We start from the raw sequence: 12,282 nt of genomic DNA on the forward strand, positions 1-12,282 counted from the left end.
CCTTTGCCATGGTGAATCACGTATTACAACAAATGGGAATCCCCGAATTTAATAGGTCCTGACCCTAGGCCGCGAATATAGAAACGCGGAAAGGTGCGGCCAAAAGACGATTCAATGGTCAGGCTGGGGATGCGGCCAGACAAAAACCGGATATCCGATCCGGCGGAGTTCAGCACATCGAGCTTTTCCCCGGCAAGCGCCGCGACAGAACTGGGAACGTCTTGCAGGCTCTGCTCGCGCTTTTGCGCCGTAACAATAATTTCTTCCAGAACAAAACCGCCGCTTTCATCACGGCTCTGAGCGAAAGCCGGCGCGGCAACACTGCTGGCAGCAATGGCTGCAAGACTTGCACAAGCAAGCCATTTGGTCCGCATGGATGTCATTTCGAAACTCATGTCTTTCTCCACTCTGTCTGGTGGGATTTCATTGAATTGGCCGCTCAAATACACTTCACAGGATTTGCCAGCCTCACATCGGCGGATGTTGTGCACCATCCGCACGGCGCTGTTAATTAAAATCCTGACTCTACGGTCCATTTTATAGCAATTTGTTGCAGCACGGCACCAGTATGGGATGGGCGAACCATAACGGCCTCTCATGGTTCCAGACACAAATCGCCTCCCAAAAGAAAAATTTTCAGGCGTTCAACCTGCTCAACAGCTTTTCCTTGGTGTCTGCATCGCAAAAAGCACCTTCGATTGCCGTGCGCGTAAACCGCAGCAGATCCGCATCCTTGAAACCATGAACGCTTTGCGCCTGTTCATATTCCTGCTGCATATGCGTATGGAAAAAAGGCGGATCATCGGAACTGAGCGTCACACGCAAACCATTGTCCACCAATGCCCGCAAAGGATGGGCCGCCAGATCGGGATAAACGCCCAATGCAATATTGGAACCGGGGCAGACCTCCAGAATAATCTCCCGATCACGCAGTTCAGCCATCAATGCGTCATCCTCGATGGCCCGCACCCCATGGCCAATACGCGACAGCTTCAATGACTCAAGCGTATCGCGGATTCTTTCCGGTCCGCAGATCTCGCCGGCATGGGCGGTCAGCCCCAAGCCCGCATCAGAGGCCATGGCATAGGCTTTGGAAAAATCATGGGGCCACAAAAACTGTTCGTCCCCTCCCATCCCGAAGCCGGTAACAAAGGGATGCGGATATTTATGGGCCAGATCCGCCAGCTTTTCCGCCTTTTCTACCCCATAATGGCGCACGGCAATCAGGATAATCCGGCAGACAATGCCAAAATCGCGCTCGGCGTCTTTCATCGCCGCCGATACGCTATCGATCAGCGTTCGATAGGCTATGCCGTGTTGCAGGGCATGATCGGGCGAGACGAAACTCTCCCCATAAATCACTCCGGATTGCGCCACCTTGCTGTAATAATCATAGGTGATGTCATAATAATCTTCCGGCGTGCAAATGGCCGCCGCCATCCGATCATAGGCACTGAGGAATTCCTGAAAATTTTTCCAGGAATACTGACCATTCGCATCAATTGTATCCGACAGATCAATGCCATGCCGCGCCCCAAGCCGCATCGCCATAACTGGCGATACGGTTCCTTCCAAATGGCAGTGCAATTCCGCCATCGGTACGGAGGATTTCGGTCGTTTTTGGGCGTTTTCCGGCGTGAACTCTGATCTCATCTGCAGATCAGCGCTCATTGCGAATGCCGCCCTCCAAGGTTTCGGCGAAGGCTTTTACCCGGTCTTTTACCGCGTTCCACTCGGCATCATGGCTTTCCACATCGATGGTAAGAATCGTCCGGTCTTCCATCACCCGCTGGCCATTGACGATGGTGGTCAGCACATTGCCCGGATAAGCACCAAAGGCAATGGCGGCATAGACATCATAGCCCGGCTGCATATTGGGGGCATCCCGGTCGATAATGATCAGATCGGCGCGTTTTCCGGCCTCCAAAGACCCGATATCCTCTTGTTTATCAAGGGCGCGCGCGCCGCCAATGGTGGCCATTTCCACAAGTTCAAGGGGCGTATAAGGGCGGGCATCATGAAGCCGCAACCGCGCGACAGAGGCCACATAATGCATCACCGTCAGGATATCCATCTGGTTCGAGCTCATAGGACCATCGGTACCAAGACCGATATCGACGCCTTTTTTCATCATTTCCCATGCGGGAGAAATGCCGCTGGCAGCCTTGGAATTGGCCTTGGGATTATGGGCAACGCCCACGCCGCGCTCTTTCAAAAGATCCATATCCGCATCATCCAGATGGATCACATGCTTGGCCAAAAGGCGCGGGCTCAAAAAGCCGATCTCGTCCAGATAAGCGATTTCGGAACGGGCATTTGCCATATCGGGATGACGCTCAAGCACCATCTCATATTCATCGGGGAACTCGACCATATGCATCAGCATGGGCACGTCATATTTGTCGGAAATGGCCCTTGCCGCCAACAGATGTTCTTTATCCACCGTATAAGGCGCATGGGGGGCAATGGCCGGTGTAATCAGATCATCATCCTTGAAATCCTGGATGAATTTTTCCGCATAAGCCAAGCCGCCATAAGGCTTTTCTGAATCGACAACGGGAAAGCCGATTACCGTTTCGCCCAGCACGCCGCGCAAGCCCACCTCTTTGGTCGCCCGCGCCACTTCATCCTCGTGATAATACATATCGGCAAATGTGGTCACGCCGCCCATGGCCAGTTCAATGGCTGATTGGCGGGCAGACACATGGATCAGATTGCGGTTCAACAGCTCTTTCTCGAGCGGGAACATCACATCGAACAGCAGGTTTTCCACCTCATATTCACCAAGCCCGCGAAAGGCCACCATGGAAATATGATTGTGCAGATTGATCATGCCCGGCATCACAATGTCGCCCCCGGCATTGATCACATGATCCGCTTCATAAGACGCTGCCAGATCAGCCCCGCCAATGGCCACGATGTCACGCCCCTTGATGGCCAGTGCTCCATTTTCAATCACCCGCCGCTCGGCATCCATGGTTACGATGGTGGCATCGGTAATCAGGATATCGACAGGCTCTGCCAAGACAGGGGCAGCGATCGAGAGACACAGTCCAATGAGGCTTAAACGTCGCGACATATTTTTCATCCTTTTTTTTCAATTGTTGTCGGTGAAGCCGGTGGGATAGGCTTTGATATATGGCAGAGAAAAGGCCGTCATGGCTTTTTTCTTTAAAAACAGAGAGCCCACATGCCTGAATTGACAGTCGATCCGCGCGCCTATGGCTTTGAATGGCAAAACAAACCCACTAATGACCTTCGCATAGCTTCGCCTGCCCAGATTGCACAGTTCAATCAGGATGGCTATTTTCTTTTGGAAAAAGCCATCAGCCCGCAATGGATAGAGAAACTTCTCGCCCAGATCGACCCCATTGAGGCCGGCATCACGGACACCACCCTCACTTTGGAAGGCGACCGTTCCTTTACCTACAAGGCCGATGCCATCACTTTTGTGCGCAATCTGGTGGCCCATAGCGATATGGTGCGGGATTTGGTAAAAAGCCCGGTCTTTCGCGGCCTTGGCCATGATCTTATCGGCCCGGATGTGCGGCTTTATTGGGATCAGGCGGTTTATAAAAAGCCGGAAAAGGCGCGCACATTTCCGTGGCATCAGGATAACGGCTATACGTTGACAGATCCGCAAGCCTATCTCACCTGCTGGCTGGCGCTGACCGATGCCACCTTGGAAAATGGCTGTCCATGGGTGCTGCCGGGCCTTCATAAACACGGCACCTTGATCCATGACAGCACGCCCGATGGCATCCAGTTGCGTGGGGCCACGGCCCCGCTTATGGAAAAAACGGCGGTCTGTGTTCCGGCGAAGGCGGGGGACATGGTGGTGTTTTCCTCGCTTACCCCGCATAAAACCGGGGCCAATACCACATCCAGCATCCGGAAAGCATTGATCATTCAACTGATGCCAGACGGACTGGCCTTCATCAAAGAAGACGGCACGCGCAGCATCAAGAACGATCCCGTGCTGAATATGCCAATCCTGTCTCATGGCGCCGCCTGTTGAGTTGCCGCAAAGGCATGGCCCGCAACGGGCTTGCCCGCCAGATAGACATGACGCACGGCCCGATCGTCGCCCAGCATCATCAAAACGAACAAACGTTCCATGAAATCACGGGCCACGGCCATGCGTCCGGCAATCACCGGCGTTGCCGCATAATCAAGCACCAGAAAATCCGCTTCCATACCGGGCTTCAAACTGCCCACCCGATCCGCCATATGAAGGGCGCGCGCGCCGCCCAATGTGGCATGATAAAAGGCCTGTTCGGCGGCAATCACCGTGCCTTTTATATGGGCGACCTTATAAGCCTCGGACATGGTGGCAAGCAGCGACAGGCTGGTTCCCGCCCCCACATCACTGCCCAAGCCGATTTCAATCCCTGCCTTGCGCGCGGCTTCATAATCCATCAGGCCGCTGCCCAAAAACAGGTTCGAACTGGGGCAAAAGGCAATGCTGGAACGGGCCTTGGCCAGCCGCGATAAAGCCCCCTCATCCAGATGCACGCAATGGGCAAAAACCGAACGGTCCCCCACCATGCCGCTTTGCTCATAAACATCCAGATAATCATCCGCTTCGGGGAACAATTCAGCGACCCTGGCGATTTCCGCATGGTTTTCCGACAGATGCGTTTGCAAAAGAATATCGGGATATTCAGCCAATAAACGGCCTGCGCTTTGCAGGCTTTCCTTGCTGCAAGTCGGTGCAAAACGCGGTGTCACCGCATAGCCAAGCCGTCCTTTTCCGTGCCAGCGCTCGATCAGCGCCTTGCTTTTTTGGTAGCCTTCCTCTGCTGGCTCCAACAAGGCATCCGGCGCATCCCGATCCATCAACACTTTACCCGCCACCAAGCGCATATTGCGGGCATAGGCAGCTTCAAACAAAGCCTCTACCGATTGTTCATGCACACTGGCAAAAACCAGAGCCGAGGTGGTGCCATGCGCCAATAACGCATCCAAAAACACCGGTGCAGCCGCCTTGCAATATTCCGGGTCGGCAAAAGATTCTTCTGCAGGGAAGGTATAGCTTTTCAGCCAATCCATCAGTTGCTTGCCGGGGCTGGCGATCATCGACAATTGCGGGAAATGCACATGCGCATCCACAAAGCCCGGCACCATCACGCCGTTTTTGTGATGGGTAACCGGCATATCGGGCGATAATGTCGGGCCCAGGCTGTCCCACGCACCGCAAGCGGTGATGAGGCCGTCTTCAATGACCAGCACACCATCGGCATGATAGACCGCAGCCCCGGCCCCCTTGGCCGGATCGTCTGTCAGGGTGAAAATCTCACCACGATGGGCGGATGCATTCATAGCTCTGCCTCTTCCAGATCAATGGTCATCGCCGGGTCAAGGCGCACTTCATCCAGATTGGCACCGGCAGCGTCTTTTGGTCCTCCCCGGTCGATCACCAGAAAATCGCTCACGCCGCCCAAAGCCAGCGAATAATGATGCCATGTACCCGCATGATAATTCACCCCTTGGTCCGGACGGGCCAAAAAGGCCACCATCGCCTTTTGGTCGAACGGCCCTTTGGGGGCCACCACCACCAGATATGGATTGCCGCTCAAGGGATAAAATGCCTGACTGCCAAGGGGGTGACGTTCCATCAGCTCCAAGCGTAAGGGCCGGGCTTTTGGTGTGGAGCGGAAAATACTGATCAAAGGAAGCCCGCCTTCACGCCCCAGATCCAAAGCCGCCAGATCATGAAAGCGTGTGGTATGGCCTTCATTGATCGAGAGCGCCTCCTTGGCCGACGCACAGTCGATCACATCGCCATAAGGGGCGAAGGCCGCCGCTGTCAGCGGTTGCAGGGGAAGAATGCGGCTCGACATCACTGCCCTGCCCCATTGGCCGCTTTTTCCGCATCAAGGCTATTGATCCACGCCCCCAATATCGCGCGTTCTTCCATTGTCATGCCGGTTTCATTCCCCAAGGGCATCATATCTGCATCCACGGCCTGGGCCCGCACCCGGTCCGCATATTGCTGGATCTGCGCCTTTGTTTCCAGCATCACACCGGATGGAGCCACATCGAAATATTCATGTGTGGGCTGTGCCGCATGACAGGCCGCACAGTGCTTCGAGATAAGCGGAGCCACATCCGCATAGGTGACCGCATTTTTGGGCGCCAGCGCCTGCGATTGACGGTGCTGCATATCGGCAGCGAAGATCATGGTCAGCACAAAAATCAACACTCCCAGAAAGATCAGCCCGGTCTTTACCTCGCCCCGATGACGCAGATTGAAGAAATGCCGGATCGCAATCCCTGAAAGGGCAATGCCCGCCAAAACCGCCCAGCCATAAGGGTTGGAAAAGGTCATGGGATAATGGTTGGACACCATGATGAACAGCACCGGCAGCGTCATGTAATTATTGTGCAGGGATCGCTGCTTGGCGGCGATGCCCAAAGCCGGATCGGGGCGCTTGCCCGCCAGCATGGCTTTCACGGCTTTTTTCTGATTGGGAATGATGATGAAGAACACATTGGCCACCATGGCCGACCCCACCATCGCCCCCACATGGATATAGGCCCCCCGGCCCGAAAAAATCTGGGACAAGCCATAGGCGGCGGCCGTCAAAATCCCAAACCACAAAATGCCCAGAAGCCGGTTGTTCTTGCCCAGCGGAGATTTGCACAAGCCATTATAGACCAGCCAGCTTACCGCCAACGAGCCAAGGCCAAGGCCAATGGCTTCCATTTGGCTAAGATCGGCTTTGGTGCGGTCGATCAAATAAAGCTCCGCCCCATAATAATAGACCACACCCAAAAGCAAGAACCCGCTTATCCAGGTGAAATAGGCTTCATATTTGAACCAGTGCAGATGATCGGGAAGATCATCCGGTGCCACCAGATATTTCTTGTTGTGGTAAAATCCACCACCATGCACGGCCCATAATTCGCCCGCCTCGCCTTCTTTGGTGGCGGGGCCTTTGCGCAAATTATTATCCAGCCACACGAAATAAAAAGACGATCCGATCCAGGCGATGCCCGTAATCAAGTGCAGCCACCTGATGGCAAGGCCGATCCAGCTTGCCCAATCAATACTCATCACAGCGCATTTTCCTCAGTTATCGGGCTCAAAGACCGAACCATATCCAAAAGTTCGGCCGCCACGGCAATGGCAATCACTTCCGGTTCTTTGCCTTGAGGACCGCCCAGTCCTATGGGGCAGGTCAGGCGACCGATTTGTGTTTCATCAAGGCCCACATCATCGCGGAACCTTTTTAAAAATCTTGATCGTTTCGTTTCCGAACCGATCAATCCGCAATAGGCGGCATCGCCCCGTTTCAAGATTGCGGCGGTGATATCGAAATCCAATGGATGGGAATGTGTGAACACCAGATACAAGGCATCTTTCGGGGCGCTTTCTACCACAGCCACGGGATCTTGCGTCACCAAGCGCCTGACCCCTTCGATGGGACTGGGAGGAAACGCCTCGGCCCGGCTGTCGATCCATGTCACATCAAAAGGCAAGGTGCTCAATATCCGCGCCACCGCCCGGCCCACATGGCCCGCACCAAACATATAAAGCGGCGCATAAGGCGATCCCAATACCTGCACCACAGCCCCCACATCGGCGACATCCACCCGCATGTCCCCATGCGGTTTACCTGCCTTATCCAGCAAGGCCACCACCTTGCCAGCCTTCACCAGTGCTTTGGCATCATCGGGCTGGCAATAAATATGGGGGGCATCACAGCCCAGCTTCGTAATCAGATGGGTAGAACCATCCCCCTGTGCGGCTTTTATCGTGTGTGCTTCATCGGGTGTGAAAAGGTCGAACAGCACCATCACGCGGCCGCCGCAACACTGATCCAGCTTCGGCCCCAAGGCATAATCGCGGACAAAAGCAGCACCGCCCGATTGCAACAAAGCCTTTGCATCGGCAATGGCTTGATATTCCAATGCGCCACCGCCAATGGTGCCACTGACAGCCTCCATCGTCACAACCATCCGCGCTCCGGGTTCACGCGGGGCAGAGCCGTAACTTGCCACCACGCTTACCATCACCGCCCGGTGCTGCACCAAATGCTGTGCAGCCAATGCGGTCAGCCAGTCAGCCATCGCCCCTCTCATTTTGTGCGGTAACCGCCTCTACCGCCCGTAGGATCGCTTCCGGCGTTGCGGGCGCATCCAATGGCGGAAGCTGCGTTCCATCGCCAAGGCTTGCCACCGCATCCAAAAGAGCGGAATGCACCGATACCGCCAGCATGAAGGGCGGCTCCCCTACAGCTTTGGACCGATGAATGGTGGCTTCCCGATTGGTATTGGAAAACAGCGTGATATTAAACGCATCCGGACGATCGCTGGCCACCGGAATTTTATAGGTCGAAGGCGCATGGGTGCGCAGCCGCCCCTCAGCATCGCTAACCAGTTCTTCCGTGGTCAGCCATCCCATGCCCTGAATAAAGCCGCCTTCGATTTGCCCCAGATCCACCGCCGGATTGAGCGACCGGCCCACATCATGCAAAATATCCACCGCCAGAACCCGGCTTTCGCCCGTGAGAACATCAATCACCACTTCAGACAGTGCCGCGCCATAAGCAAAATAATAAAAAGGTCTGCCCGTATGGCTGTCGCGGTCATAATGGATGTCGGGGGTTTTATAAAATCCGGTGGACGACAAGGAGATGCGCGCCAAATAGGCCTCATGCACCAGATCATCAAATGTCACGAAATCATTGCCAATAAACACTTTATTGGATTGAAAGCGAATTTGATCCTTGGGAAGCCCGCGGCTTTCGGCAATAAAATCAACCAACCGTTCCTTGATGGTACGGGCCGCCGCCTGTGCCGCCATACCGTTCAGATCAGACCCCGATGATGCCGCCGTGGCCGAGGTGTTAGGCACCTTGCCGGTATGGGTGGCCGTTACTTTTACCCGATCCACATCGATCTGGAACTCTTCGGCCACCACTTGCGCCACCTTGACCATCAGGCCCTGGCCCATTTCCGTGCCGCCATGGTTAAGATGCACCGATCCATCGCTATAAACATGGACCAGCGCACCCGCTTGATTGAGATGCTTGGTGGTAAAAGAAATGCCGAACTTCACCGGCGTCAGGGCAAGGCCTTTTTTCTGCCAGCGATGGGCCGCGTTGAACGCCTTGACCGCTGCCCGACGCTTTGCATAGTCCGTCTCTTTTTCCAGCGCCCCAATGATTTCGGGGATCACATTATCGGTAACCTGCTGATGATAAGGCGTCACATCCCGGCCCGGGCCGCCATAAAGATTGGCTTTCCGCACCTGCAAGGCATCAAGGCCCAAATGCAAGGCAATGGCATCCATCACCCGTTCAATGCCGATCACCCCTTGCGGGCCACCAAATCCGCGAAAAGCCGTGTTAGACACTGTATTGGTACGGCAGCGGAACGATTTGATTTCCACATTCGGCAGATAATAGGCATTGTCCGCATGGAACATGGCGCGGTCCGATACCGCCAGCGACAGATCGGCCGCATAGCCGCATTTGATGAACTGCTCAAAGCGAATACCATCAATCCGGCCATCGGTATCGAAGCTTACATCATAAGCGATTTCCGCCTCGTGCCGTTTGCCGGTGATGATCATATCGTCATCCCGGTCGAGACGGAATTTCGCCGCCCGCCCGGTGCGCTTGGCCGCCACCGCTGCCAGTGCTGCGAAAATCGCCGCCTGGCTTTCCTTGCCGCCAAAACCGCCACCCATACGGCGCACTTCCACCGTCACCGAATGGCTGGCCACGCCCAACACCTCCGCAACCAGATGCTGAAGCTCGCTGGGATGCTGGGTGCTGGAATATACATGCACATCCCCATCTTCACCGGGAATGGCCAAAGATACCTGACCTTCCAGATAAAAATGATCCTGCCCATTGACCGACAAGTGCCCCGACAAACGGTGCGGCGCACGGTTTAGCGCGGTTTTTACATCACCACGCCCCATGCTTTGCGGCGGTTCCAGATAGGATTGGGCTTCATGGGCATCCTTGATGCCAAGGATCGCGGGCAGCACCTCATAATCGATCTTGGCAAGGGCGGCCGCAGCCCGAGCCTGCTCGATGCTCTTTGCGGCCACCACAAACACCGGATGGCCGTTATAAAATACTTCGCCGTCGGCCAGCAAAGGTTCATCCTTGAACACCGCGCCAATCTGGTTATGGCCGGGAATATCCGCCGCCGTGATCACAGCGACAACACCGGAGGCTTGGCGCACGGCATCCAGATTCATGGATGTGATGCGGGCATGGGCATGGGGGCTTTGCGCCGCATAAAGGTGCAGCATGTCCTGTGGTTCGGGCAGATCGTCCACATAAAAAGCCGCACCGGCCACATGCTTATGGGCGCTGTCATGGGTGATCGGCTGCGCCACGCCACCATGGATCGGGTCGCACAAGGATGCAGTATCGGGTGCCATGCTTTGATCAGACATGCGCGGCCTCCTTCCCCACAAGGCGCAATGGCCCTTCATCCCCTGCACTTTCAAGCCATGCCTTTAACAAAAGATTTTGCGCGACCTTCAAGCGATAGTCCGCACTGGCACGCATATCCGTGATGGGTGCAAAATCATCGGCCAGTTTTTTCATGGCTTGACGCATGGTCGCCTCTGTAAATTTTTGCCCCATCAAAGCGGATTCTGCGCGGCTGGCACGTTTGGGCGTTGCCGCCATGCCACCAAAGGCAATGCGCGCCTCGCACACCCGGTCCCCTTCAAGGCGTATAGAAAAGGCGGCACAAACGGCGGAAATATCCTGATCGAAGCGTTTGGAAATTTTATAGCATTTGAAGATCCGGTCCGCGATCGGCAAAGGCACATGCACGCTTTCCAGAAATTCACCGGCCTGACGGTCTTGCTTGCCATAATCGATATAGAAATCTTCCAAGGCCAATTCACGGCGCACATCGCCCCGGCGCAGCACAATTCTTGCGCCCAAGGCAATCAGCGGAGGTGGGCTATCGCCGATGGGAGAGCCATTGGCGATATTCCCCCCCAAAGTGCCGGAATTGCGCACTTGCACCGAACCAAAACGCCGCAGCAGCTCTCCCAAATCGGGATAAAGCGCTCCAAGCCGGTCCATGGCATTGCTATGGCGCACGCCCGCGCCGATTTCCAGCCACCCGTCGCGCTCTCGTATGAACCGCAGATCCTCCACCGCGGTCAGCGAGATGACGTGATCCAGCCGCTTATGTTGTTTGGTGACCCACAAGCCCACATCTGTGCCGCCCGCCAACAGCACGGCATCAGGCGCTTCCACCAGCATATGTGCCAGTTCATCGCTGCTGAGCGGGGCCTGATAGCGCTTGGGTTTGCCGCTGATCGGGCATGTGGCCACAATATCCAGGGGAACATCCCGCTTCAAAGCGGACAAACGTTTGGCAGCGCCATGATGGTCATGGTCGCTTGACGCTTCTTTGCCGATGCGTTCTCCGGCATCCAAAATCGGCCCATAGCCGGTACAGCGGCACAAATTACCCGCCACAACATCTTTCAACACCGCACGCTCGAACGAGCCGCCATTCAAATAATGCGCATAAAGCGCCATCACGAAGCCGGGGGTGCAAAAGCCGCATTGCGAGGCATGAAGGTCCACCATGGCCTGCTGCACAGGATGCAAGGTGCCATCCGCACGGCGCAAGCCTTCCACCGTATAAACATCTTTGCCATCCAGTTCAGGCAAGAACAAAATACAGGCATTGACCGCCCGATAGCGCAGCTTGTCACCTTCCAAAGAGCCCAGCACCAATGTACAGGCCCCGCAATCGCCTTCGGCACAGCCTTCTTTGGTGCCTGTCAGACGCATGCCATAACGCAAAGCGGACAAAACACTTTGCGTGCTATCGCTCACCGGCCGCTCGATCAAGGTGCCGTTCAGATAAAATCGTATAGAATCAGACATGTATCAGCTTCCGCGATAGGTGCTGTAGCCAAAGGGCGACACAAGCAAAGGCACATGATAATGGGTCGTGCTGTCGGATACACCGAAATCGATGCACACCACATCCAGAAATGGTGGATCGGCCAGCACAACACCGCGTGCCTTGAAATAAGCCGCCACATCGAACGTCAATCGATAACGCCCGGATTTCATATCTTGCGCCGAAAGCAACGGCGCATCGGTGCGACCATCGGAATTGGTGCGCGTTTCAACAAGCAGCGTATCACCGGCATCCGAGCGGCGATATAGGCGAAGCGCTACATCCGCTGCAGGTTGGCCGTGGCTGGTATCCAGAATATGAGTCGTTAAGCCGGCCATTGCCGCCCTTTCTTCGGTCTGATTGTCGGTTTTTTCC

Annotated in this window: 11 protein-coding genes; 1 reads left to right on the plus strand and 10 read right to left on the minus strand. The window is 55.4% G+C overall.

Annotated features, from left to right (window positions below; all coding sequences use genetic code 11):
- Positions 1–23: 23 nt before the first annotated feature.
- The 3 genes from IEX96_RS14135 to IEX96_RS12805 all read right to left on the minus strand — a co-directional run bounded on the left by IEX96_RS14135 (position 24) and on the right by IEX96_RS12805 (position 3,079).
- Positions 24–395, minus strand: coding sequence for a Plug domain-containing protein (locus tag IEX96_RS14135; protein ID WP_229773737.1), 372 nt, complete (start codon positions 393–395; stop codon positions 24–26).
- A 241-nt stretch (positions 396–636) separates the two neighbouring features.
- The gene (add, locus tag IEX96_RS12800) at positions 637–1,671 is read right to left on the minus strand and encodes an adenosine deaminase (RefSeq protein ID WP_229773738.1); all 1,035 of its coding nucleotides are present in this window, start codon (positions 1,669–1,671) and stop codon (positions 637–639) included.
- Entirely contained in the window at positions 1,661–3,079 is a 1,419-nt protein-coding gene (locus IEX96_RS12805; protein WP_150006373.1) for an amidohydrolase, read from the minus strand. The genes add and IEX96_RS12805 overlap by 11 nt, the downstream gene beginning before the upstream one ends.
- Positions 3,080–3,190: 111 nt before the next feature.
- On the opposite strand from IEX96_RS12805, the gene IEX96_RS12810 reads away from it, so the two are divergent.
- Positions 3,191–4,018, plus strand: coding sequence for a phytanoyl-CoA dioxygenase family protein (locus IEX96_RS12810; RefSeq protein WP_150006372.1), 828 nt, complete (start codon positions 3,191–3,193; stop codon positions 4,016–4,018).
- On the opposite strand, the gene guaD is transcribed toward IEX96_RS12810, so the two are convergent.
- Genes guaD through uraH form a run of 7 tightly spaced genes read right to left on the minus strand, consistent with a single transcriptional unit; the run spans position 4,000 to position 12,245 of the window.
- Entirely contained in the window at positions 4,000–5,322 is a 1,323-nt protein-coding gene (guaD, locus tag IEX96_RS12815) for a guanine deaminase (RefSeq protein WP_150006371.1), read from the minus strand. The two genes, IEX96_RS12810 and guaD, sit on opposite strands and share 19 nt — an antisense overlap.
- Entirely contained in the window at positions 5,319–5,843 is a 525-nt protein-coding gene (locus IEX96_RS12820; RefSeq protein ID WP_150006370.1) for an ureidoglycolate lyase, read from the minus strand. Before IEX96_RS12820 ends, guaD begins: the two co-directional genes overlap by 4 nt.
- Complete coding sequence (locus tag IEX96_RS12825; protein WP_150006369.1) at positions 5,843–7,060, minus strand: urate hydroxylase PuuD; 1,218 nt, start codon at positions 7,058–7,060, stop codon at positions 5,843–5,845. The genes IEX96_RS12820 and IEX96_RS12825 overlap by 1 nt, the downstream gene beginning before the upstream one ends.
- Positions 7,060–8,076, minus strand: a complete 1,017-nt coding sequence (xdhC, locus tag IEX96_RS12830) for a xanthine dehydrogenase accessory protein XdhC (RefSeq protein ID WP_188874045.1) — start codon at positions 8,074–8,076, stop codon at positions 7,060–7,062. The genes IEX96_RS12825 and xdhC overlap by 1 nt, the downstream gene beginning before the upstream one ends.
- The gene (gene xdhB, locus IEX96_RS12835; RefSeq protein ID WP_188874046.1) at positions 8,069–10,423 is read right to left on the minus strand and encodes a xanthine dehydrogenase molybdopterin binding subunit; all 2,355 of its coding nucleotides are present in this window, start codon (positions 10,421–10,423) and stop codon (positions 8,069–8,071) included. The genes xdhC and xdhB overlap by 8 nt, the downstream gene beginning before the upstream one ends.
- Positions 10,416–11,888 (minus strand): xanthine dehydrogenase small subunit, encoded by a 1,473-nt coding sequence (gene xdhA / locus IEX96_RS12840; protein WP_150006367.1) that lies wholly within the window; start codon positions 11,886–11,888, stop codon positions 10,416–10,418. The genes xdhB and xdhA overlap by 8 nt, the downstream gene beginning before the upstream one ends.
- Positions 11,889–11,891: 3 nt before the next feature.
- Positions 11,892–12,245, minus strand: coding sequence for a hydroxyisourate hydrolase (gene uraH / locus IEX96_RS12845; RefSeq protein WP_150006366.1), 354 nt, complete (start codon positions 12,243–12,245; stop codon positions 11,892–11,894).
- Positions 12,246–12,282 lie beyond the last annotated feature (37 nt).

The organism is Iodidimonas muriae (genome assembly GCF_014647255.1).
GTDB lineage: Bacteria > Pseudomonadota > Alphaproteobacteria > Sphingomonadales > Rhodothalassiaceae > Iodidimonas > Iodidimonas muriae.

Coding starts and splice junctions, on each gene's coding strand:
- IEX96_RS14135 (WP_229773737.1), bottom strand. CDS start 395: ATGAGTTTCGAAATGACATCCATGCGGACCAAATGGCTTGCTTGTGCA.
- add (WP_229773738.1), bottom strand. CDS start 1,671: ATGAGCGCTGATCTGCAGATGAGATCAGAGTTCACGCCGGAAAACGCC.
- IEX96_RS12805 (WP_150006373.1), bottom strand. CDS start 3,079: ATGTCGCGACGTTTAAGCCTCATTGGACTGTGTCTCTCGATCGCTGCC.
- IEX96_RS12810 (WP_150006372.1), top strand. CDS start 3,191: ATGCCTGAATTGACAGTCGATCCGCGCGCCTATGGCTTTGAATGGCAA.
- guaD (WP_150006371.1), bottom strand. CDS start 5,322: ATGAATGCATCCGCCCATCGTGGTGAGATTTTCACCCTGACAGACGAT.
- IEX96_RS12820 (WP_150006370.1), bottom strand. CDS start 5,843: ATGTCGAGCCGCATTCTTCCCCTGCAACCGCTGACAGCGGCGGCCTTC.
- IEX96_RS12825 (WP_150006369.1), bottom strand. CDS start 7,060: ATGAGTATTGATTGGGCAAGCTGGATCGGCCTTGCCATCAGGTGGCTG.
- xdhC (WP_188874045.1), bottom strand. CDS start 8,076: ATGGCTGACTGGCTGACCGCATTGGCTGCACAGCATTTGGTGCAGCAC.
- xdhB (WP_188874046.1), bottom strand. CDS start 10,423: ATGTCTGATCAAAGCATGGCACCCGATACTGCATCCTTGTGCGACCCG.
- xdhA (WP_150006367.1), bottom strand. CDS start 11,888: ATGTCTGATTCTATACGATTTTATCTGAACGGCACCTTGATCGAGCGG.
- uraH (WP_150006366.1), bottom strand. CDS start 12,245: ATGGCCGGCTTAACGACTCATATTCTGGATACCAGCCACGGCCAACCT.